We start from the raw sequence: 20,758 nt of genomic DNA, 5'->3' as shown, positions 1-20,758 counted from the left end.
CGGGGAACTGCCGGTTACGCCGCTTGCTTCATGGCGGCGTCGTACCACGCGAAGTAGCGCTCTACGCCGCGACGGCCGGATTCGATCAGCGCGCGTTTCTTCTCCTCGCTGATGCCGAACTCCAGCGTGCCGACGTCGAGCGTGTCGACATACACGGTGCGCTTCCAGTCATCGCTGTCCAGATGCACCTTGGTTTGGATGTCCAGCATCACGTTGGCCACCGCCAGGGTGAAATCAAACAGGTTGTTGACCGGCGTGCGCGGGCCGGCCTGACCGGCGGCCTGAGCGATTTCACTGGCGGAGTCCAGGCGAATGCCCAGCGTACGGGTGTTGATGCGCTGGCTGGTGCTGTCGATGTAAGGCGGCGTGGCGGAGAAGTCATAGTCGAACAGCCGCACCGGGTAGTTGTCGATCATGCCGCCGTCGATGCACAGGTCGCCCAGGGCATTTTTCTTCGCCACGAAGGCGAACGGGAACGACATCGAAATGCGCAGGCCATCCGCCACTTTCATGCGCGGCGTGGTGCGATGCGAATAGACTTCGCGCTGGCCGCTGTTGAGGTTGGCGCCGATAAAGTAAATCGACTTGAACCCTTTCGCCGTTTTCATCGCTTCGAACTGTTCGAAGGTAATATCCGGGTTGCCGGTATATTGTTTGATAATATCGCGTGACCATTGATAGAAATAATCGCCGGGCGCGATGCCGTATTGATTGAACAGGCGATAGGCGTCCTGGAGCGTGCCGAAAAAACCGCCGTTATAATCGAGGAATTTTTTAAAATCCATCGCCGACAGAATCTTGGTCACGTCGGCCGAGCTGCAGCCCAGCCCGACCAGCAGCGCGGCGATAGCGCCCGCTGAGGCGCCGGAGGTTTGCTTGATCTGCGGCATGATGCCTTTGGCCTCCAGCAATTCCAGTGCGCCGCCATAGGCGATGCCTTTTACGCCGCCGCCTTCAAAGACCAGGTTTTCGAATTGATAGCTCATCATATTTCCTTACTCGTGGTTTAGGGAGTAAGAAAAATAACGAAGCGGCGCACGAGAAAATATGGATTGGGGTTGTGTGGCTCGGCAAACAAAATTATTCATAATGAATATATTATTTATATATTTATCAAAGGCATTTATTAAACAGGCGCATCGGGCTTTTTGCGTCAATACTTAGCGCTGTTCAATTCTCACAAGGAGTCATCATGTTCTGGAAACGTTGTCTGTTGGGCGCGGCGCTGGCCGTTATGTCGTTACAGGCCGGCGCCGCCGCGCCGCAGGCCAAAACCCCGACGCCGGGATTTTACCGCATCATGCTGGGCAGCTTTGAAGTGACCGCGTTGTCCGACGGCATTATTCGCCTGCCGGCGGATAAGCTGTTACTGGGCCGTACGCCGCAGCAGATCGCCGCCGGGGTAGCCGAGCAGCATCAAAGCCTGCCGGTGGTCACGTCGGTCAATGCTTATCTGATCAATACCGGCGACAAGCTGGTGATGATCGACAGCGGCGCCGGCCAACTGCTGGGCGACGGCCTGGGCAAGCTGGTGGATAACCTGCGTGCGGCGGGCTACCAGCCGGAGCAGGTGGATGAGATCTACCTGACCCACATGCACCCGGACCACCTCGGCGGGCTGACGCACGACGGCAAGGCGGTATTCCCCAATGCGGTGGTGCGTGCCGCCAGCCAGGACGCGGAATTCTGGCTAAGCGCGGACAAACTGAAACAGGCTAGCGCGGGCAGTAAAAGCAACTTCGAAAGGGCTCAGGCAGTGATCAAGCCGTATCAGGCGGCCGGCCACTTTAAGCCGTTCAGCGGCGACGGTGAGCTTTCCCTGGGCATTGCCGCCTTTGCCGCCCACGGCCATACGCCGGGGCATAGCGTGTATCAGGTGACCAGCCAGGGCCAGAAGCTGTTGCTACTGGGGGATCTGATCCACGTGGCGGCGGTGCAGATGCCGCATCCGAAGGTGGCTATCAGCTTTGATAATGACGCCAAGGCGGCGGTCGCTCAGCGGCTGCGGATATTTGGCGACAGCGCGCGGCAGAGCGAGCTGGTGGGGGGCGCACACCTGTCGTTCCCGGGGTTGGGGTATTTGAACCGCCAGGGCGACGGTTACGCCTGGGTGCCATTGAACTACGGCGCGCTGTAATGGCGATGGCCGCCCAACGGGCGGCCATCGTAAGCGCCTTGGGGACATTGTTCGATAATTTGGGATGATGATGCCAGAGAATCGGGGCTTATTCGCCGTGATAAAGAGTGCATGATTAACGTTACCCTCGTCGTTTTCTTTAAGGATCTCCCGATGAATCAGAAAACTCCCCCCGTCGCCATCGTTACCGGCGCATCGCGCGGCATCGGCGCGGCCATCGCCGAGCGTCTGGCCGCCGATGGCTTCACCGTCATCATCAATTATTCGGGCAACCCGGCGCCGGCCGATGAGCTGGTGCGCAAGATCGAACAGGGCGGCGGCCGCGCCTTGAGCGTCAAAGCCGACGTCAGCGATGCATCTGCGGTCGCCCGCCTGTTCGACAGCGCCGAACAGGCGTTTGGCGGCGTCGACGTGCTGGTCAATAACGCCGGGGTGATCGCGCTGGCGCCGGTGGCGGACATGCGTGACGAAGACGTGGATCGCCTGCTCGACATCAATCTGAAAGGCAGCTTCAATGCGATGCGCGAGGCGGCGAAGCGCCTGCGCGACAATGGCCGCATCATCAACTTCTCCTCCAGCGTGGTGGGGTTGCTGCAGCCGGGGTACGGCATGTATGCCGCCAGTAAGGCGGCGATCGAAGCGCTGACCAGCGTGCTGGCGAAAGAGCTGCGCGGCCGCAATATCACGGTGAACGCCGTCGCGCCGGGACCGACCGCCACCGGTTTGTTCCTCGACGGCAAAACCCCGGAGCTTATCGAGCGGCTGGCGAAGATGGCGCCGCTGGAGCGCCTGGGCACGCCGGACGATATCGCTGCAGCGGTGGCCTTCCTCGCGGGGGCCGACGGCGGCTGGATCAACGGCCAAACCCTGCGCGCCAACGGCGGCATCATCTGATTGACGACGCGCCGCCGCAGGATCGGGTATCCTGTGGCGGAACTCATCACATCAAGGGCAGCGTATGGCAGGCGACAATCAGCAGTTTTATCCCGGCGTCAGGTCGCCCTGCGTCAGCCTGTGTCGGATCGACGACGAAACCCAGCAGTGCCGCGGATGCCAGCGCACGCGGGCGGAGATCGCCGCCTGGCCGACCGCCACCGACGCGGAGAAACGCGCTATCTGGCGGCGGCTAGAGCTGCGTCAATCGGTGAAATAATCCTCTGCATTATTGCGCTGCCAGACTGCATGTAGCACAATTGAGCTACATGTGATTGACCGACGTTAGGAGCGATTATGTCGACGACGACCATTCGTATTCCAGATGAGCTTAAAGCCCGAGTCGCTGCCGTCGCCGAGCAGGTTGGCGTAACGTCTCACAGCTTTATTTTGCAGGCAATAGCGGAGAAAACGCAGCAGGAAGAGTTGCGCCGCGACTTTGAGAATGAAGCGGAAAAACGCTATGCCAAGATAATTGCGACGGGAGAGACGGTCTCTTGGAAAGAGATGCGCGGTTATTTGGAAAATTACGCAGCGGGTGATACTGCCGCTGTCAAACCTCCGGTTAAAAAATTGGGGCGCTGATGGCAAATGTCGAGTTGGCGCCAGAGGTCAGGGATGATATCGAACGTATTCTCGCTCATTTGGCTCAGTATGGCGCTGCGGATTCAGGGCGGCGCATTCAGGAAATCATCCAGGCAATTGCGGTATTGGAACATAATCCATTGATCGGACGGTCCCTTGGCGCAGGGCTGCGTGAATTGATTATTGGGCAGCAAGCTCGCGGTTATTTGGCGCTCTACAAATACATTCCTGATATCGATACGGCGTTTGTTCTGGCGATCCGCAGTCAGAAAGAACAAGGGTATTGAATGCACGATACCGGCCTGAAAGACCGGCATCGCTGTCATGTCCTCAGAAATCCCAGTCCTCATCCTCGGTGTTGACCGCCTTGCCGATGACGTAGGACGACCCTGAACCGGAGAAGAAGTCGTGGTTTTCGTCGGCGTTCGGCGACAGCGCCGACAGGATCGCCGGGTTGACCTCCGCCATCGCCGGCGGGAACAGCGCTTCATACCCCAGGTTCATCAGCGCTTTGTTGGCGTTGTAGTGCAGGAAGGTCTTCACGTCTTCCGTCCAGCCGACGCCGTCGTACAGTTCCTCGGTGTAGCGCACCTCGTTGTCGTACAGGTCCTGCATCAGATCGAAGGCGAAATTTTTCACCTGTTGGCGCCGTGCGGCGTCCACTTTCTCCAGCCCTTTCTGGAATTTATAGCCGATATAGTAGCCGTGCACCGCCTCGTCGCGAATGATCAGGCGGATCAGATCGGCGGTGTTGGTCAGCTTGGCGCGGCTGGACCAGTACATCGGCAGGTAAAAGCCCGAATAGAACAGGAACGACTCGAGGAACACGCTGGCGACTTTTTTCAGCAGCGGATCGTCGCTGCGGTAGTGCGCCAGAATGATGCCGGCTTTCTTCTGCAGCGCGCGGTTTTCCTCGCTCCAGCGATAGGCGTCATCCACGTCCGGCGTTTGGCACAGGGTAGAGAAGATTGAGCTGTAAGAGCGGGCGTGCACCGCCTCCATAAAGCTGATGTTGGAGTACACCGCCTCTTCGTGCGGCGTCAGCGCATCGGCGATCAGGGCCGGCGCGCCGACGGTGTTCTGGATGGTGTCCAGCAGCGTCAGCCCGGTGAACACCCGAATGCTCAACTGCTGCTCCTTCGGCGTCAGCGTGGCCCAGGAGGGGATATCGTTGGACAGCGGCACCTTCTCCGGCAGCCAGAAGTTGGAGGTCAGGCGGTTCCACACCTCCAGATCCTTGTCGTCTTCGATGATGTTCCAGTTGATGGCGCGTACCAGCGGCGCCGATGTTACGGTCGTCATAAGTTGCCTCACAGCGCGCAGGACACGCAGCCCTGCACCTCGGTGCCTTCCAGCGCCATCTGGCGCAGGCGGATGTAGTAAATGGTTTTGATGCCTTTGCGCCAGGCGTAGATCTGCGCGCGGTTGATGTCGCGGGTGGTGGCGGTATCGCGGAAGAACAACGTCAGCGACAGCCCCTGATCGACGTGTTGCGTCGCGGCGGCATAGGTATCGATGATTTTTTCCGGGCCAATCTCGTAGGCATCCTGGTAATACGCCAGGTTGTCGTTGGTCATGTACGGCGCCGGATAGTAAACGCGGCCGATCTTGCCTTCCTTGCGGATCTCGATGCGCGAGACGATCGGATGGATGCTGGAGGTGGCGTTGTTGATGTACGAGATGGAACCGGTCGGCGGCACCGCCTGCAGGTTCTGGTTGTACAGCCCGTGCATCATCACCGACTGGCGCAGCGCGCGCCACTCATCGCGGCCCGGAATGGCGATGCCGGCGGCGGCGAACAGCTCGCGCACCCGCTCAGTCTGCGGCAGCCAGTCGCGTTCGGTGTATTTGTCGAAGTACTCGCCGCTGGCATAGCGCGAGTGCTCAAAGCCATCGAACGCGCCGCCGCGTTCGATCGCCAGCCGGTTCGAGGCGCGGATGGCGTGATAGGCCACGGTATAGAAATAGAGATTGGTGAAGTCGATGCCTTCTTCCGAGCCGTAGAAGATGCGCTCGCGCGCCAGGTAACCGTGCAGGTTCATCTGGCCCAGACCGATGGCGCGGGCGCTGCGGTTGCCTTCGGCGATCGACGGCACCGAGCGGATATCGCTCATGTCGGCCACCGCGGTCAGCGCGCGGATCGCGGTCTCGATCGCCTTGCCGAAGTCCGGCGCGTCCATGGTTTTGGCGATGTTCAGCGAGCCGAGGTTGCAGGAGATGTCCTTGCCGATGCGATCGTAGCCCAGATCTTCGTGATACGTACTGGCGCGGTTGACCTGCAGGATCTCCGAACACAGGTTGCTCATGTTGATGCGCCCGGCGATCGGATTCTCTCGGTTGACCGTGTCCTCGAACATCACGTAGGGGTAACCGGATTCGAACTGGATCTCCGCCAGCACCTGGAAGAACTCACGCGCGTTGATGCGCGACTTGCGGATGCGCTTGTCGTCCACCATCTCGCGGTATTTTTCACTGACGCTGATTTCAGACAGCGGCGTGCCATACACCCGTTCGACGTCGTAGGGCGAGAACAGGTACATTTCTTCGTTGTTCTTCGCCAGTTCGAAGGTGATATCCGGGATCACCACCCCCAGCGACAGCGTTTTGATGCGGATCTTCTCGTCGGCGTTTTCCCGCTTGGTGTCGAGAAAACGCAGGATATCCGGGTGGTGGGCGTTGAGATACACCGCGCCCGCCCCCTGGCGCGCGCCGAGCTGGTTGGCGTAGGAGAAGGCGTCTTCGAGCATTTTCATGATCGGAATGACGCCGGAGGACTGGTTCTCGATGCGTTTGATCGGCGCGCCCACCTCGCGAATGTTGCTCAGCATGAAGGCCACGCCGCCGCCGCGTTTCGACAGCTGCAGCGCGGAGTTCACCGCCCGGCCGATCGATTCCATATTGTCTTCGATGCGCAGCAGGAAGCAGGAGACCAGCTCACCGCGCTGGCGTTTGCCGCAGTTGAGGAAGGTCGGCGTGGCCGGCTGGAAGCGGCCCGAAATCATCTCTTCCACCAGATCCTGCGCCAGTGCGGTGTCGCCCGCCGCCAGCGTCAGCGCCACCATGCACACCCGGTCTTCGTAGCGTTCCAGATAGCGCTTGCCGTCGAAGGTTTTGAGCGTATAGCTGGTGTAGTACTTGAAGGCCCCGAGGAAAGTCTCGAAGCGGAATTTTTTGGCGTAGGCCTGCTGGAACAGCTGCTTGATAAACGGGAATTCGTACTGCGCCAGCACCTGCGGCTCGTAGTAGCCTTCTTCCACCAGATAGCGCAGCTTTTCCTCCAGGTTATGGAAGAACACGGTGTTTTGGTTGACGTGCTGCAGGAAGTAGTGCCGCGCCGCCAGCCGATCTTTATCGAACTGGATCCGGCCTTCCGCATCGTAAAGATTGAGCATCGCGTTGAGCGAATGGTAATCCAGCGCGCCCGTCTCGGGCCTGGTCAGTTCTGTCGTTGCCAAAATGCGGTTACTCCCTGTCTAACGTTTTCAACGTCTTGCGTAGTGCCGAGCAGCTCGAAGCGGTACAAGAAAGGCACCTGGCATTTTTTGGCGATGATGTCGCCGGCGATGCCGTACGCTGCGCCGAAGTTGGTGTTCCCGGCGGCGATGACGCCGCGCAGGTATGAACGGTTTTGCGGAACGTTGAGAAAGCGGATCACCTGGATCGGCACCGCGCCGACGGCGCTGCCACCGCCATAGCTGGGCACGATCAAGATATAGGGTTGTTCCATCAGCAATTTGCTGCGGGCTCCGGCGATCGGAATGCGGATCGCCGGCAGGCCCAGTTTCTCAACGAACCGATGGGTGTTCTCCGAGCTGCTGGAGAAATAGACCAGCGGATTCATCGGCGGGCCTCAGCAGGTGAGCGCCAGTGCGCCGATCTTGTCCGGCCGGAACCCGGACCAGTGCTCGTCACCGGCGATAATCACCGGAACTTGCTGATAACCTAAGGATTTAACGTGGTTCAGCGCCTGCTGATCCTGGGTGAGATCGATCACCTGATAATCAATCCCCTGTTTATCAAATGCGCGATAGGTGGCGTTGCACTGGACACAGTCCGGCTTACTGTAAATAATAATGCTCATGATTCGCATTTACCTTTAAGCTGAAGGACAGGCGGACAAGTCAGATAACGGAGCATCGTTCCTGGCGTTTCTGACGGCGTTATCAACCGAACGACACTCCCTGCGGCTGATAGATAAAATACTATATGTTGATATTTGTTTTATCAACCACGCTATATATGGTGTTTTGTCAGGTTGGAGGCGCAGGCCGCGCCGGGGCTGGAAAAGGCGAGGGAAAAAATTTTTGCGGGTGTGAAATTCCCCCTCTCAGTGAAGAGGGGGAGGCGAGCGCATTACTGGCGCATGCTGACGGCCAGCCGGTTGAAGGCGTTCATGATGCTGATGGCGAAGGTCAGATCGGCGATCTCGGTATCGCTGAAGTGCGCCTTCAGCGCCTCGAAAGCGCTGTCCGGTGCGCCGGTGGCGGCGATCAGCGTCACCGACTCGGCCCATTCCAGCGCGGCGCGTTCGCGCTCGCTGAACTCATGGCTGACGCGCCAGCCCGCCAGCGTATCCAGCTTGGCATGGCTGAAGCCGCTTTCGCGCAGCGCTTTGCCGTGCATATCCAGGCAGTAGGCGCAGCCGTTGATCTGCGAAACGCGCATAAACATCAACTCGATGGTCGCCTTGTCCAGGGCACCTTTCTCCAGCGCCATCAGCGCGCTTACCATATTTTTGTACGGGGCGGGCGCCAGCTCGGCATAATTCAAACGTTGCTTAATCATGGTCAACCTCAATCGGTAGTAACGAAATCATGCCGCTACTTTAGCGGCCTTATGGTCTATGCTATAGGGCCATAAAATGATTATTTAACCGGGCCATGATGCCATCTTTCCTGACCTCGCTGCGGCTGGACAACCGGCTGGCGGAACCGCTGTACCGGCAGATTTACCTGCGGATTAAAGACGCCATCGCCCAGGGCAGCCTGGCGGCGGGCAGCCGATTACCCTCAGTGCGCGGGTTGGCGAGCGATCTGGGCGTGGCGCGCGCCACGGTGGAAAGCGCCTACGCGCAACTTATTGCCGAAGGTTTCTTGCAGAGCCGCGGGCAGGCGGGCACCTATGTCTCGCCGCAGCTGCCGCACGTGCCGCCGGGCGGGGTATCCGCTGCGCTGCCGCTGGCGGCGATGGCACCCGATCCGCTGCAGCCGCAGGGCATGCTGCAGCCTTTCCAACTGGGCGTGCCGGCGCTGGACGCGTTTCCCCGGGCGTTATGGCAGCGCATTGTCGCCCGCCAGCTGCGCGGTTCCACGGTGGCTTCCCTGGCGCTGCCGCCGGCCGGCGGCCTGCCTGAGCTGCGTGAGGCGATCGCCCATTATCTGCATTTGTCGCGCGGCATCAGCTGCAGGCCGGAGCAGGTTTTCCTCTGCGCCGGTTATCCGGCGCTGTTGGACTGGGTGGTGGAGACGCTGTTGCACGCCGGCGACGCGGTATGGATCGAAGATCCCGGCTATCCGGTCACGCGCCCGCTGCTGCGGGCCGCCGGCGTCAGGCCGATCGCCGTGCCGGTGGATGAACAAGGCATGGACGTGGCCGCCGGTATGCTGACGGCGCCTGAGGCGCGGCTGGCGGTGGTGACGCCGACCCATCAAAGCCCGCTCGGCGTCACGCTCAACCTGGCGCGGCGCATGGCGCTGCTCGACTGGGCGCAGCAGCGCAGGGCCTGGATCCTGGAAGATGACTACGACAGCGAGTTTCGCTATCACGGGCGGCCATTGCCGCCGCTGAAAAGCCTCGATGTTCAGGGGCGGGTGCTGTACGCCGGCACCTTCAGCAAAACGCTGTTCCCGGCGCTGCGCATGGCTTACCTGGTGGTGCCCGCCGGCCTGACGGAGGCCTTTGAGCGTAGCAGCCGACTACGTGGCTGCGGCTGCCCGCCGCTGCTGCAGGCCGGCGTGGCGGATTTTATCCGGCAAGGGCATTTCTACCGCCACCTGAAACGCATGCGGCCGTTGTACCGCCAGCGGCGCGAGTGGTTGACGCAGGCGTTGGAGCGGCAGCTGGGGGCGTGGCTGACGACGGTGCCGCAACAGGGCGGCATTCAGCTGTTGGCCCGGCTGCGCGACGGCTTGGCGGATGCGCCGTTGGCGGCGCAAGCCTGGCAGCAGGGGCTGGCGGTGCAGGCGTTGTCTGACTGGCGAATCGACCATCCGGCGGGGCAAGGGTTACTGCTGGGGTTCGCCAATTTCAGCCGGCGAGAGGAGGCGGAGCGGGCGGTACAGGGGCTGGCGCAGCTGTTTCGCTAAAATTAAACGGCCCGCGATTTCCGCGGGCCAGACGCACATCTGTTTTATCTTTATGACTGCAGGGGTGTTAACGCCGGGCAAGCAGCACGCCGAGCACGATGCCGACGGCGGCACCGATCCCTACGCCCTGCCAAGGTTTGTCACGCACATAGCTGTCGGCTTGATCGACCGCGTCGCGCGCATGCTGTGTCAGACTGGTGGAGCCGTTGAATCGCGCTCGCGCGTCGCGCAGCACGCCTTTCGCCTTGCTGTGCAGCTCTTTCAGTTCCTCTTTGGTCTTGTCACCGGACTCGCGCAACACTTCATCCAGCGTATCGGCCAACAGAGTCACATCCTGATCGATATCGCGTTCTGTTCTTTCCGCTTTCTTAAACATTCAGCTCTCCATTTCGACACATGTCTTTTAAGTGTAGACCATGCCGAGATTTGTGTGGCCGATCACGGAAAAAAACCGCCGTCACGCAGGTGTTTGCCGGCACCTGGGCTTTGTACATTTGGTTACTCGGCGAAACCAATCACTCACGGAAACGGCCGTTTGATTCCACTAGTATCTGTTTCAACGGCTCCACCGGAGCTTACCGAAACAACACTCTGAGGATTTAAAGATGAAAAAAGTATTAGCGCTGATCGTTGCTGCCACTATGGGTCTGTCTTCTGTTGCTTTCGCTGCTGATACTGCAGCTACTGCTCCGGCTACCACCACCGCGCCAGCTGCGACCACCACTACCGCTGCGCCAGCGGCTGCTGCTGAAAAAGCGCCAGCTAAAGCAACGCACCACAAGAAAGCCAAGCACCACAAAAAAGCGCCAGCCCAGAAAGCTCAGGCCGCTAAAAAGCACCACAAAAAAGCGCCAGCTCAGAAAGCCCAGGCTGCTAAAAAACACCACAAAAAAGCGCCAGTGCAGAAAGCTCAGGCCGCTAAAAAACACCACAAAAAAGCCGGTAAAAAAGCTTAATTAAGTGATGTTTGCGGAACCGACAAGGTTCCGCACTCTACAGCCCGTATTCCAGACACCCGGTCTTTCCGGGTGTCTTCTTTTGAGGCTACTCACGATGATCCATCGCTATCTGTTCGAAGTCATTTTCAGCGCGGTAACCCTGTGCGGGGTGATCGTCGGTTGGGAACTGTTTCTGGCCGGCAGCTTCCTGTAATTATTGCGCCGCGGCGGTTTCGTGCAAATGCCGCCAGCCGAGCGCGTCGGGCAGGCGTTCAAACACCACCGTGGAGTAGCGCAGCGTGGCGCTTTGCCCCGGCAGACTCTGTTTTTCCCGGTAGCTGACTACCGCGCCCGTCGGCCATTCGGCCACCAGCTTCATCTCTTCTATCTCGATTTCCAGTCCCGGTTTGGCGGCGCGATGCGCGCGGAAAAAAGCGCACAGCGCGGTGAAATCCAGCGGGGCGCCGTTCAGCGCGATCATGCTGAAATCCGGCGTAAAGCGCGCCAGCAGCGCCTGCTCCTCTCCGGCGCCTTTGCCCAGCCAGCGTTCAATGGCGATGTGGGCGTCGATCACTTCGGTAAAATACGGGTTCATAAAGCATCCTGTTGAGCGTTGAGTTGGCGCACGATGGCGCGGTTGGCGAGGCGCAGACACAGCAACAGCGGGATAAGTGCGCTGGCGCCCGCCAGAATGAAGCAGGTTCGGTAAGCCGCCGCGGGCGGTAACACGGCCAGCAGCAGATTCAGCAGCAGGCTGAGCAGCGCCACGCCAAGGCAAAAACTGAGCTGGCGGTTGATATTCCACAGTGCGCTGGCGTCCGCCAATTGGCCGTCGGGGATCTGCAGAAACGCGCTGCTCTGCGCGGTGCTGCTGCACAGACTGCCGCCGAACCCCATCAGGGCGAAGGCGGCGATCTGCAACGCGTGCTGCCCGACCTGATCGATCTGCGCCAGTGTCAGCATGCCGGCGCCTTGCAACAGGCAGCCGGCGATCAGCAGCGGCCGCGGGCCGAGGCGATTAAAGCTTTTGCCGGTCAACGTGATGGCCAGGAACGACGCCAGCGCCCAGGGCAGCATCAGGCCGCCGACCTGCGCGGCGGGCATCCCCAACTGGTTTTGCAAATACAGCATCGCCACCAGGCTGACGCCGATGAACAGGCCGGGAATGCACAAATAAACCGCCATGGCGTTGCGCAGCAGCGGATCGACGACCAGCCGCAGGTTCAGCAGCGGCTGCGGGGTGCGCAGGCTATGGCGCAGATAATAGGCCAGCACCAGCAGCCCGGCGGCCAGCAGCGCCGCGCCGGAAACCTGATGACCGGCTTCGCTCAGCCGGGTCAGGCCGAGCAGCAGCAGCGTCAGCGCCGCGCAGGCGCTCAGTAATCCTGTCGCGTCGAGCGGTTTGCACGCCGCCGTCGGCGTTTCCGCACGTAGCCACAGCGCCGCCAGCGCCAGGGCCAGGGCCGCCAGCGGCAGGTTGGCGAAAAACACCCAGCGCCAGTCCAACCGATCGACGAGCCAGCCGCCCAGCGCCGGTGACAGCGCCGGCGCCAGCAGCCCCACCAACATGATGGCGGCCGACAGCCCGGCGCGTTCATGGCTGCGGTACAGCTGATAGGTCAGGGTCTGGCCGATGGGGATCAGCAAACCGCCGCCCATGCCCTGCAGGGTGCGCCAGCCGATCAGCGCGCCGATGCTGTCGGCGTTGCCCGCGCCGAGGGTGGCCAGCATGAACAGCGCCAGCGAGAGCAGAAACACCCGCCGCCCGCCGATGCGCTGCGCCAGCCAGGCGCTGAGCGGGATCACCAGCGTCAGGCCGAGAATATAGCCGTTGCTGACCCACGCCAGCTGGCTGACCGACGCCGCCATCGCCTGGCCGATGGCGGGGTAGGCGACGTTGGCGATAAACATATTGATCAGATCGACGAAAAAGCCGAGCAGATAGACGATTGCCACTTTGCTGCGATAAGACATGGTGCCTCCGGTTGAAGGCGAGCAGTGTATCGGGGGGAAAAGTGCGGATAAATCGGCGGCGGGCGATTACACTGTCAAAATGATTTTGACAATAAGGGCGGCGATATGCTGAATTTGCAGCGTCTGGCGATCTTCGCGGCGGTGGTGGAAGCGGGCAGCTTTACCGCGGCGGCGGCGGCGCTGGGGCAAACCAAGGCGGTGGTGAGCTTTAACGTCAAGCAGCTGGAGAATGAGCTGGGGGTGTCACTGCTGGCGCGCAGCACCCGCCGATTGTCGCTGACCGATGCCGGCGAACGCTTCTACCAGCGCAGCCTGCAGCTGTTGCAGGAGGCCGAGAACGTGCTCGACGACGTGCGACGCGATCATCACGGGCTGAGCGGCGTGCTGCGCATCACCAGCACGCCTGAGTATGGCGTGCAGGTCGTGGTGCCGGCGCTGGCGGCGTTTTCGCGGCAGCATCCGCGCCTGCGCATCCAGCATGTGTCTTCCTCTTATCATGCCGATCTGATCTCTGAGCGCTTCGACGTGGCGATCCGCCTGGGCCAGCTGGCGGATTCCAGCCACCGCGCGGCGTTGATCGACAGCTTCGCCATCTTTCCGGTGGCGGCGCCGAATTATCTGGCCGAGCGGCCGATTCATTCGCTGACGGATCTGGCGCAGGCGCAGTGGATCGCCCACAGCCGGCTCAGTTCGCCCCTCAGCTGGCAGGTGGTCACGCCGCAGCGCGACGCGGTGCTGTTCAAGGTCGCGGATGCGGCGACGCTCACCGGCGACAGCGCCGCCGCATTGCTGGCGTTCGCCCTGCATGGCGCCGGGGTGGCGCTGCTGCCGGCGTGGCTGGCGCAACCCGACATCGACGCCGGCAGGCTGCAACGGTTGCTGCCGGATCACCGTTTCCCCGAGCAGAGTATCTATGCGCTCTACCCGAACACCCGCCACGTGCCGGAGAAGGTGCGGGCGTTTATCGATTTTCTGCGTGCGCGGGTGGCGGCAAACCGTTAGCGAAATAATAATTCGTTATCACTCTCTCATTTATCATCAAATCTCGTCGGGGTATGCTGGAGGGCTTCATCTACCCCGTCCGATGCGAGCCGCCTTCGATGACCGCAGAAAATAACCGCCAACTGAACCGACGCATTCTGTCCGTGGTGATGTTCACCTTCGTCTGCTACCTGACCATCGGCCTGCCGCTGGCGGTGTTGCCGGGGTTTGTGCATGACCACCTGGGCTACAACTCGGTGCTGGCGGGCCTTATCATCAGCGCGCAGTACTTCGCCACGCTGTTCAGCCGCCCGCACGCCGGGCGTTACGCCGATCAGTTGGGGCCGAAGAAGGTGGTGCTGTTCGGCCTGGCCTGCTGCGGCGCCAGCGGCCTGTTTTACGCGCTGGCGTTCGGCGTTGACGGCTGGCCGTGGCTCAGCCTGCTGCTGCTGTGCGTGGGGCGGGTGTTTCTCGGCGTCGGCGAAAGCTTCGCCAGCACCGGTTCCACGCTGTGGGGCATCGGCCGGGTTGGAGCGATGCACACCGCGCGGGTGATCTCCTGGAACGGCGTCGCCACCTACGGCGCAATGGCGGCCGGCGCGCCGCTCGGCGTGTATCTGAATCAGCAGTGGGGCTTGGCCGGGGTGGCGGCGCTGATCGTGCTGGCGGTCGCGGTGGCGCTGCTGTTGGCGAGCGGCAAGCCGGACGTCTCGATCGCCGCCGGGCAACGCATCGCCTTTCGCGCGGTGTTCGGCCGCATTTGGGCCTATGGTCTCGGGCTGGCGATGGGCACCGTCGGCTTCGGCGTGATCGCCACGTTCATCACCCTTTACTACGCCGACAAAGGCTGGAGCGGCGCGGCGTTTTCGCTGACGCTGTTCAGCTGCGCCTTCGTCGGCATTCGCCTGATCTTCAGCAATGTCATCAACCGCCACGGCGGGTTGAAGGTGACGCTGGCGTCGTTTCTGGTTGAGATCGTCGGGCTGCTGTTGATTTGGCAGGCCGGCGAGCCCTGGATGGTGCAAACCGGCGCATTGCTGGCCGGCGCCGGTTTTTCGCTGGTGTTCCCGGCGCTGGGCGTTGAGGCGGTGAAACAGGTGCCGCCGCAGAATCAGGGCACGGCGCTCGGTACCTATTCGGCGTTCCTCGACCTGGCGTTGGGCATCACCGGCCCGCTGGCCGGGCTGCTGATCGGGCAGGCGGGCGTGCCGTCGATTTATCTGGCGGCGGCGCTGCTGGTGGCGCTCGGGGTGTTGCTCACTCTGCGCCTGCTGCAGCGCAGCCGGGCCTGATTCAGGAATAGTCCGAAACCCGGATTCCTCCCCAGAAAATCATTGTTTCGGTGAATGATTACGGTAAGGTCGCTCAGCGGTCCAGAATGAGAGGAGGAATCGATGTATTTACGGCCGGATGAAGTGGCTAAAGTGTTGGAGAATACCGGCTTTGAGCGTGATTATGTCACCGATCAGGCCTATGGTTACCGCAAGGGTGCACACTACGTGTATGTGAATCGCGAAGCGCGGATGGGCAGAACCGCGTTGGTGATCCACCCGGCGCTGAAAGAGAGAAGCGTGCATTTCGCCACGCCGACCTCGCCGGTGCGCACCAGCGAGCAATATCTGGAATTTCCCCTGGATTTAAGCAGCGACGCGCCGAATCAGCGTTACGGCATCGCACACGGCTTCAGCTCGCGCGAAGCGCTGTCGCGTTACCTCTACAGCATGTTCCTGTAAACGGTCCCCCGCCAGGGGGACGCTATCAGCCGTGGGCCAACGCTTCGCGGTTGAAACGCTCGTTGTAGGCGCGGCGGAACTGCGCCAGTTCAAACGCATCGATATCCAACTCGGCGAAGTAAAACAGCGCCGCTTCGGTGTGCTCGGCGTGCAGCTCCGGCGACAGCCCGGCGCGCAGCAGCACGTCGCGCCAATGGCCAATCTGCTCGTCGTCCGCCTGTTTGATGAACGTCAGGTAGATGAACAGCAGGTAAGCGGCCTGGTGCATCTCTTCGGTATAGCCGTTGTTCAGCATGCGGATAAAGGTCTGGCTTTGGCGGCCGCCCATTTCCTGGATCATCGATTCGATCAGCATCGGTTTGACCCTCAGCAGATGGGCCAGCGAATCGATGGCTTTACGGGTGTCGGACGTCAAAATGCGGTAACCGATGATGAATACGACGATCAGGGCGGCGAGGATGATCCAGGTCATTTAGGCTTTATTACACTCTCAGTTCGCCAGAAGAGGGGCAGGAGGCGCTGTGCGACAGCGCCCGCTATCAATGCTGTTCGCCGCTGAAATTACCGACCGCGCTCTGTTGGCGCAGGTGGTGATTGAAGGTGGCCGCGTCTTTGGCCAGCGCGTCCAGATGGGCGCCGAGCATTTTGATCTGCTTGACCAGCGCATGCTGCTCCGGCACCGAACTGGCGGTGCTCAGTTTGCGCGCCAGTTGTTCATTCTGCGCCCGCAGCGCGGCTTCGCGCTGTTTGGCTTCTTCCAGCAGTTGCTGCAGCGCCTGGTAGCTCCGCTGCCATTCGCGGTGTTGCCGTTCGAAGCTGCTCTGCAACTCATTCATCGCATTTTGAAACTGGATTTCCAGCTCGCGCATTGTCATGGGCTCGATCCTTTGCGGCACTCAATGATGGCTTAGCAGTATAGCGAAAACTGCTCGCAAGCTCACCCGTTGACGACAATTGAGACAAATGCCGCTGACAATTCCCGGCTTGCAACCGCGCCAAGGCGTCTTACAATCGTCCCCATCCCCGGCCGTAAAGGCTGCCGTTCAAGAGAGGTGGAACATGAGCGAGCAGGAAAAAGACTTTTTTGAACAGGCGATGGCAGACGTGGTGCCGCTGGCGAGCAGGCGCCAGACGCTGTACCTCAAGCCGCAGGAGGCGGTGGACAAAAGCGCGCGGCGCGAAGCGCAGCGGCTGATGCAGGAAAACTTCCTCAGCACCGATTTCCTCGAGGTGATCCCCTGCGATCGGCCGCTGGAGTTCAAAGGGGAAGGCATTCAGCAGGGCGTGCTGGACAAGCTGCGCAACGGGCGTTACCCGCCGCAGGCGTCGCTGAATTTGCTGCGTCAGCCGGTTGAAGCCAGCCGGCAGGCGCTGTTCCGCTTCATTATGCAGGCGGAGGCGCAAAACCTGCGTTCGCTGCTTATCGTGCACGGCCGCGGGCGGCAGAACGACAGCCATCCGAATATCGTACGCAGTTACGTCGCCAAATGGCTGGCGCAGTTTGAACAGGTGCAGGCGTTTTGCCGCGCCTTACCGCGCGACGGCGGCGAGGGCGCCTGCTATGTCACGCTGCGTAAATCGGCGCAGGCCAGGGCGGAAAACTTTGAGCGCCACGCCAAGCGCAGCCGGTGAAAGGATAGCCGAAATAAAATGGCCGGCGCATATCGCCGGCCATCGATGAATTATTTATTAAATATTTTATAATCCAGCGAATAACGGCCGGCGCCGGTCACCGCCAGCAGCAGCAAACCGCCAATGATGCTGATGTTTTTAAAGAAGTTGATTTCGTTGCCCATCATTTCCATGCCGGTCATTTTCCAGAACGGATGGCCGATAAACGCGGTGCCCAACACATACAGGGCAAAAATGACCGCGATAGGGCGAGTAAACAGGCCGAGAATAAGCGCGATGCCGAAAATAAACTCCACCACCACGGCGACAATCGCCGCCAAATAAGGCATCGGCGTGCCATAGCCTTCCATCGCAGTGACGGTCGCACCGAAGTTGACCAGTTTCATCCAGCCGAAAATGATAAACAGAACCATCAGTAGAATGCGGGACAGCAGAATTACGCCGTCTTTTGAGCTATCACCCATTTCGAACTCCTTAGCCACTGTCGGAATTATGTTGTCTTGCTGAATAAAGATTAGAACAATTTACGGTTTTTTCTAGCGGCGACGGGCGGTTGCGCCACTTTTTTCGTTGGGTGAGACGCGTGGTGAAGCCGACGGCATTGCCTATACTTGAGCCTGGAGCAAAAACAATAAAACGGGCAATGTGAGGCCATGATGGATGAAGAATTGACCGCCGCCGGTTACCGCCGTTATTCCGGCGACAAGATTGACGTTTATTTTAACAGCGCGATATGCCGCCATTCCGCCAACTGCGTGCGTGGCAACGCGGCTATTTTTACCCTGAATCGCCGGCCGTGGATTATGCCGGACAATGCCGACGCGGCCGAAGTGAAACGCGTTATCGATACTTGCCCCAGCGGCGCACTGAAATATAGGGAGAAATAATATGGATCATAAAATACTGGCGGACGAGAAGCGTTTTTATATCAATGACGAGCACGGCAAGCTGATCGCCGAGATCTCTTTCGTGCCGAGCGGCGACAAGCTGACCACTATCGATCACACCTGGGTGGATGAGTCATTGAAGGGGCAGGGCGTCGGCAAAAAGCTGGTGGCGTTGGTGGTGGAGAAAATGCGCGCGGAGCAGCGTAAAATCATTCCGCTGTGCCCGTTCGCCAAGCATGAGTTCGATACCACCCCAGCCTATCAGGACATTCGCGCCTGAGGCGATAACGGGGCGCGGCGCGCCCCGGTCATTCAGCAGACGCCGAAATCGCCGTCTTCGTGGTACAGCGCCACCTCGTTGGCCTGCACTTCCGTGCGCTGCTCTTTACCCAGTTCATTCCAGCTGCAAACCAGGGTTTCGCCGTCGATCGCCACCACGGTCATCTTCGGGCCGCCGGTGGTGCGTTGTACAAAATCACCGATATTGAATGCCATGCGTTCCTCCACAACAGATTAAACCTCATCTATTGATAACACAGAATGGCGCCGCCGTTGGCAGGTGTTTCGTTATGTATTAAATTATACAGCGATTATTACCAGGGAGAGCAAACTAACATGCCGGGATTATTGATGTTTTATATGGGCGGTACGGCGCCGGGCGCCAATATTGAGTTGCACGACGTGCAGTTCGCGGCGGCGGATCGGCCGGAAGAAGCGTATCCGCTGCTGCGTGAAAAGTGGTTCGGCGATAAGCGTAAGGTGCATGTCGACGGCTATGCGCGCATCGACTGGGCGGACGGTTACGACGTGAGCCTGGAGCCTGCGCCGTTTGCCGGCGAAGAGAGGCTGTTTTTCGTCAACGTGGGCGGCTACCGCAGCGATGAGCTGGCGGAATTGCACCAGTTCGGCCTTTTTGTGGCGCGCTCCGCCGACGAGGCGAAGGAGAAAGCCAAACGGGCGCTGCTGACGGACAGCGCGCAGCAGCACAAAGATGATCTGGCTGAGGTGGACGACTGCCTGCTGCTGCAGGCGCTGCAGGGCTACCACGTGCATCTGCGGGCCAACCCGCACGGCAAGCCCGCCCGGCCGCTGTGGCAGGGGTATCTGCCGATCGGCGAACCCGCGTTATAACGCCGCTTCGAACACCCGCGGCAGGTTGAGATCGAGGCGTTTCCAATCCAGATGCATGATATTCATTGCCTGTTGATGAAAATGCCGTTCATGCAGCATGAGAGGCGCTGTATGCTGGCAAGCACAGCCATCAACTCACACGGGACTTGCCATGACCATTGAGATTTACCCGGCGCAAAAAAGCGACGCCAAACTGATTCTGGATATGATTATCGAGCTGGCGGTGTACGAAAAGGCGCGCGAGCAGGTGCGGGCCAGCGTGGAGGACATCGAACGCAGCCTGTTTGGGCCGGGCGCCTGTTCCGAAGCGCTGATTTGCACGGTAAACGGCGAGCCGGCGGGTTATGCGGTGTTCTTTATGAGTTACTCCACCTGGCTGGGTAAAAACGGCATCTATCTGGAAGACCTGTACGTGGCGCCGAAGCATCGCGGCGCGGGCGCCGGTAAAACGCTGCTGCGGCACATCGCCCAACTGGCGTGCGAGCGGCAGTGCGGCCGCCTGGAGTGGAGCGTGCTGGACTGGAATCAGCCGGCTATCGATTTCTACCTTAGCATCGGCGCGCAGCCGCAAGGCGAGTGGGTGCGTTATCGTATGGAAGGCGAGGCGCTGACGCACTTCGCGGCGCACGGGGCGGCGCTGCCGGTACAATAGCCGTTGGGGGGAGGCGGCCTCCCCAACTGTGGTGGTGTGAACGGTTTACTGCGGATCAATCAGGCGGATTTGCGGGCGGCGAGAATGAAGATCATCGGGCGTTCCTGCTCTTCGTCCAGCGCCGGGGTAGCGGCGATTTGCTGCGCGCTGGGGCCCCATTCGTTCAAATGCTGGATGATAAACCCTTGCTGCGCCAGCGGGTTGATATAGCTGCCGAGCGTGCGGTGCTGCTTGATGACGCCTTCCGCCAGCCAGTTGGAGACGCGCCGGCCTTCCCGTTGGTAGCCGTTGACCGGCCAGGATTTCTGCCCGTTGCCGTCGGTCAGCCAGCCCTGCTGCGCCGGGGCGGTGTAGATTGGGTGCTCGGCGGTGAAGATGAACTGCCCGCCGGGTTTCAGCGCGGCGTAAACCGTGGCGAACAGGGCGGCCAGATCCTCGAGGTAGTGCAGCGTCAGCGAGCTGTAGACCAGACCGTAACTTTCCGGCGGCAGCTTCAACTGCGCCAAATCTTGCCGACGGTACTCGATGCCCGCATCGGCGGTCATCTCCCGCGCTTTGGCCAGCATCTTTTCCGAAACGTCCAGCCCCAGCACGCTGGCTGCGCCCTGTTCGCGGGCGCTGCGGCAGAACCAGCCGTAGCCGCAGCCGAGATCGACCACGCTTTTTCCCTGCAAATCCGGCAGGATGCGGCGGATGGCGGGCCATTCCGGCGCGCCGTCCAGGCCGTGCTGCGAGCGGCTGAGCTGCGCGTAGCCGTCGAAGAAGGCCTGATTGTCATAGATATTTTGCGTCATGATGACTCCTTGGGGTGAATGACGGCGGCGGAATGCCGCTGCCATACCGTGCATATTGCTGCATAATTCTACGCTG

At 60.5% G+C, this 20,758-nt stretch carries 29 protein-coding genes; 15 read left to right on the top strand and 14 right to left on the bottom strand.

Going from position 1 to position 20,758, the window contains the following annotated elements; genetic code table 11:
* Positions 1-14: 14 nt before the first annotated feature.
* On the bottom strand, positions 15-986 hold the full coding sequence (locus ACMGG9_RS18330; protein ID WP_047025553.1) for a patatin-like phospholipase family protein: 972 nt from the start codon (positions 984-986) through the stop codon (positions 15-17).
* A gap of 206 nt (positions 987-1,192) precedes the next feature.
* Between ACMGG9_RS18330 and ACMGG9_RS18325 the strand changes: the two genes are divergently transcribed.
* The 5 genes from ACMGG9_RS18325 to ACMGG9_RS18305 all read left to right on the top strand — a co-directional run bounded on the left by ACMGG9_RS18325 (position 1,193) and on the right by ACMGG9_RS18305 (position 3,942).
* Entirely contained in the window at positions 1,193-2,137 is a 945-nt protein-coding gene (locus ACMGG9_RS18325) for an MBL fold metallo-hydrolase (protein ID WP_414161616.1), read from the top strand.
* Positions 2,138-2,290: 153 nt separating this feature from the next.
* Positions 2,291-3,031: an SDR family oxidoreductase gene (locus ACMGG9_RS18320; protein ID WP_047025555.1), complete on the top strand. Its 741-nt coding sequence runs from the start codon at positions 2,291-2,293 to the stop codon at positions 3,029-3,031.
* Between the two features lie 64 nt (positions 3,032-3,095).
* Positions 3,096-3,290, top strand: a complete 195-nt coding sequence (locus tag ACMGG9_RS18315) for a DUF1289 domain-containing protein (RefSeq protein WP_213588030.1) — start codon at positions 3,096-3,098, stop codon at positions 3,288-3,290.
* 77 nt (positions 3,291-3,367) lie between these two features.
* Positions 3,368-3,655, top strand: a complete 288-nt coding sequence (locus ACMGG9_RS18310) for a CopG family ribbon-helix-helix protein (RefSeq protein WP_033639547.1) — start codon at positions 3,368-3,370, stop codon at positions 3,653-3,655.
* Complete coding sequence (locus ACMGG9_RS18305; RefSeq protein ID WP_033639548.1) at positions 3,655-3,942, top strand: type II toxin-antitoxin system RelE/ParE family toxin; 288 nt, start codon at positions 3,655-3,657, stop codon at positions 3,940-3,942. The genes ACMGG9_RS18310 and ACMGG9_RS18305 overlap by 1 nt, the downstream gene beginning before the upstream one ends.
* Before the next feature lie 43 nt (positions 3,943-3,985).
* On the opposite strand, the gene nrdF is transcribed toward ACMGG9_RS18305, so the two are convergent.
* The 5 genes from nrdF to ACMGG9_RS18280 form a co-directional block, all read right to left on the bottom strand.
* Positions 3,986-4,957: a class 1b ribonucleoside-diphosphate reductase subunit beta gene (gene nrdF, locus ACMGG9_RS18300; protein WP_414161615.1), complete on the bottom strand. Its 972-nt coding sequence runs from the start codon at positions 4,955-4,957 to the stop codon at positions 3,986-3,988.
* An 8-nt stretch (positions 4,958-4,965) separates the two neighbouring features.
* Positions 4,966-7,110: a class 1b ribonucleoside-diphosphate reductase subunit alpha gene (gene nrdE, locus ACMGG9_RS18295; protein WP_213588031.1), complete on the bottom strand. Its 2,145-nt coding sequence runs from the start codon at positions 7,108-7,110 to the stop codon at positions 4,966-4,968.
* Positions 7,092-7,496 carry a class Ib ribonucleoside-diphosphate reductase assembly flavoprotein NrdI gene (gene nrdI / locus ACMGG9_RS18290; RefSeq protein WP_004928930.1) on the bottom strand — a complete coding sequence of 135 codons (405 nt, stop codon included), beginning with the start codon at positions 7,494-7,496 and terminating at the stop codon, positions 7,092-7,094. Before nrdI ends, nrdE begins: the two co-directional genes overlap by 19 nt.
* Before the next feature lie 9 nt (positions 7,497-7,505).
* Positions 7,506-7,736, bottom strand: coding sequence for a glutaredoxin-like protein NrdH (gene nrdH, locus ACMGG9_RS18285; RefSeq protein ID WP_414161614.1), 231 nt, complete (start codon positions 7,734-7,736; stop codon positions 7,506-7,508).
* Positions 7,737-8,008: 272 nt separating this feature from the next.
* Complete coding sequence (locus ACMGG9_RS18280) at positions 8,009-8,440, bottom strand: carboxymuconolactone decarboxylase family protein (RefSeq protein ID WP_015378864.1); 432 nt, start codon at positions 8,438-8,440, stop codon at positions 8,009-8,011.
* Positions 8,441-8,535: 95 nt separating this feature from the next.
* Between ACMGG9_RS18280 and ACMGG9_RS18275 the strand changes: the two genes are divergently transcribed.
* On the top strand, positions 8,536-9,960 hold the full coding sequence (locus ACMGG9_RS18275; protein ID WP_414161613.1) for a PLP-dependent aminotransferase family protein: 1,425 nt from the start codon (positions 8,536-8,538) through the stop codon (positions 9,958-9,960).
* A gap of 67 nt (positions 9,961-10,027) precedes the next feature.
* On the opposite strand, the gene ACMGG9_RS18270 is transcribed toward ACMGG9_RS18275, so the two are convergent.
* Positions 10,028-10,336, bottom strand: a complete 309-nt coding sequence (locus ACMGG9_RS18270; protein WP_004928950.1) for a DUF883 family protein — start codon at positions 10,334-10,336, stop codon at positions 10,028-10,030.
* Between the two features lie 229 nt (positions 10,337-10,565).
* On the opposite strand from ACMGG9_RS18270, the gene asr reads away from it, so the two are divergent.
* Positions 10,566-10,916, top strand: coding sequence for an acid resistance repetitive basic protein Asr (asr, locus tag ACMGG9_RS18265; RefSeq protein WP_004928953.1), 351 nt, complete (start codon positions 10,566-10,568; stop codon positions 10,914-10,916).
* Between the two features lie 196 nt (positions 10,917-11,112).
* On the opposite strand, the gene ACMGG9_RS18260 is transcribed toward asr, so the two are convergent.
* Together ACMGG9_RS18260 and ACMGG9_RS18255 are read right to left on the bottom strand one after the other, a co-directional pair.
* Positions 11,113-11,493: a DUF4440 domain-containing protein gene (locus tag ACMGG9_RS18260; RefSeq protein WP_004928958.1), complete on the bottom strand. Its 381-nt coding sequence runs from the start codon at positions 11,491-11,493 to the stop codon at positions 11,113-11,115.
* Complete coding sequence (locus ACMGG9_RS18255) at positions 11,490-12,872, bottom strand: MFS transporter (protein WP_414161612.1); 1,383 nt, start codon at positions 12,870-12,872, stop codon at positions 11,490-11,492. The genes ACMGG9_RS18260 and ACMGG9_RS18255 overlap by 4 nt, the downstream gene beginning before the upstream one ends.
* Before the next feature lie 105 nt (positions 12,873-12,977).
* Here ACMGG9_RS18255 and ACMGG9_RS18250 point away from each other — a divergent pair, with 105 nt between their 5' ends.
* The 3 genes from ACMGG9_RS18250 to ACMGG9_RS18240 all read left to right on the top strand — a co-directional run bounded on the left by ACMGG9_RS18250 (position 12,978) and on the right by ACMGG9_RS18240 (position 15,586).
* A complete protein-coding gene (locus ACMGG9_RS18250; RefSeq protein WP_414161611.1) occupies positions 12,978-13,874 on the top strand; it encodes a LysR substrate-binding domain-containing protein in 897 nt (298 codons plus the stop codon).
* Positions 13,875-13,972: 98 nt separating this feature from the next.
* Positions 13,973-15,145 carry an MFS transporter gene (locus ACMGG9_RS18245; RefSeq protein ID WP_197760265.1) on the top strand — a complete coding sequence of 391 codons (1,173 nt, stop codon included), beginning with the start codon at positions 13,973-13,975 and terminating at the stop codon, positions 15,143-15,145.
* A 102-nt stretch (positions 15,146-15,247) separates the two neighbouring features.
* Positions 15,248-15,586: a DUF2002 family protein gene (locus ACMGG9_RS18240; RefSeq protein ID WP_042785237.1), complete on the top strand. Its 339-nt coding sequence runs from the start codon at positions 15,248-15,250 to the stop codon at positions 15,584-15,586.
* 25 nt (positions 15,587-15,611) lie between these two features.
* Here the strand turns inward: ACMGG9_RS18240 and ACMGG9_RS18235 are convergent, their stop codons facing one another.
* A complete protein-coding gene (locus ACMGG9_RS18235; RefSeq protein WP_033644142.1) occupies positions 15,612-16,058 on the bottom strand; it encodes a DUF1198 family protein in 447 nt (148 codons plus the stop codon).
* A 67-nt stretch (positions 16,059-16,125) separates the two neighbouring features.
* Entirely contained in the window at positions 16,126-16,461 is a 336-nt protein-coding gene (locus tag ACMGG9_RS18230) for an MbeD/MobD family mobilization/exclusion protein (RefSeq protein ID WP_033644141.1), read from the bottom strand.
* A gap of 184 nt (positions 16,462-16,645) precedes the next feature.
* Between ACMGG9_RS18230 and smrA the strand changes: the two genes are divergently transcribed.
* Complete coding sequence (gene smrA, locus ACMGG9_RS18225) at positions 16,646-17,218, top strand: DNA endonuclease SmrA (protein ID WP_346406830.1); 573 nt, start codon at positions 16,646-16,648, stop codon at positions 17,216-17,218.
* Positions 17,219-17,268: 50 nt separating this feature from the next.
* On the opposite strand, the gene ACMGG9_RS18220 is transcribed toward smrA, so the two are convergent.
* The gene (locus ACMGG9_RS18220; protein WP_016929826.1) at positions 17,269-17,682 is read right to left on the bottom strand and encodes a DoxX family protein; all 414 of its coding nucleotides are present in this window, start codon (positions 17,680-17,682) and stop codon (positions 17,269-17,271) included.
* A 192-nt stretch (positions 17,683-17,874) separates the two neighbouring features.
* Here ACMGG9_RS18220 and ACMGG9_RS18215 point away from each other — a divergent pair, with 192 nt between their 5' ends.
* A complete protein-coding gene (locus ACMGG9_RS18215; protein WP_016929825.1) occupies positions 17,875-18,105 on the top strand; it encodes a (4Fe-4S)-binding protein in 231 nt (76 codons plus the stop codon).
* 1 nt (position 18,106) lies between these two features.
* Positions 18,107-18,385, top strand: coding sequence for a GNAT family N-acetyltransferase (locus ACMGG9_RS18210; protein WP_414161610.1), 279 nt, complete (start codon positions 18,107-18,109; stop codon positions 18,383-18,385).
* 32 nt (positions 18,386-18,417) lie between these two features.
* Here ACMGG9_RS18210 and ACMGG9_RS18205 read toward each other — a convergent pair whose 3' ends face one another.
* Positions 18,418-18,600 (bottom strand): YodC family protein, encoded by a 183-nt coding sequence (locus tag ACMGG9_RS18205; protein WP_016929823.1) that lies wholly within the window; start codon positions 18,598-18,600, stop codon positions 18,418-18,420.
* A 120-nt stretch (positions 18,601-18,720) separates the two neighbouring features.
* On the opposite strand from ACMGG9_RS18205, the gene ACMGG9_RS18200 reads away from it, so the two are divergent.
* Positions 18,721-19,236: a DUF1543 domain-containing protein gene (locus ACMGG9_RS18200; RefSeq protein ID WP_108681804.1), complete on the top strand. Its 516-nt coding sequence runs from the start codon at positions 18,721-18,723 to the stop codon at positions 19,234-19,236.
* Between the two features lie 151 nt (positions 19,237-19,387).
* Positions 19,388-19,888 carry a GNAT family N-acetyltransferase gene (locus ACMGG9_RS18195; RefSeq protein ID WP_033651602.1) on the top strand — a complete coding sequence of 167 codons (501 nt, stop codon included), beginning with the start codon at positions 19,388-19,390 and terminating at the stop codon, positions 19,886-19,888.
* Between the two features lie 59 nt (positions 19,889-19,947).
* On the opposite strand, the gene ACMGG9_RS18190 is transcribed toward ACMGG9_RS18195, so the two are convergent.
* A complete protein-coding gene (locus tag ACMGG9_RS18190) occupies positions 19,948-20,682 on the bottom strand; it encodes a class I SAM-dependent methyltransferase (RefSeq protein WP_197756197.1) in 735 nt (244 codons plus the stop codon).
* Positions 20,683-20,758 lie beyond the last annotated feature (76 nt).

This window comes from Serratia sp. BNK-10 (genome assembly GCF_047456065.1).
In the GTDB taxonomy this organism is placed as follows: Bacteria; Pseudomonadota; Gammaproteobacteria; order Enterobacterales; family Enterobacteriaceae; genus Serratia; species Serratia ureilytica.
The sequence above is the reverse complement of the archived record's forward strand: the minus strand, read 5'-3'. Positions and strand labels throughout refer to the sequence as shown.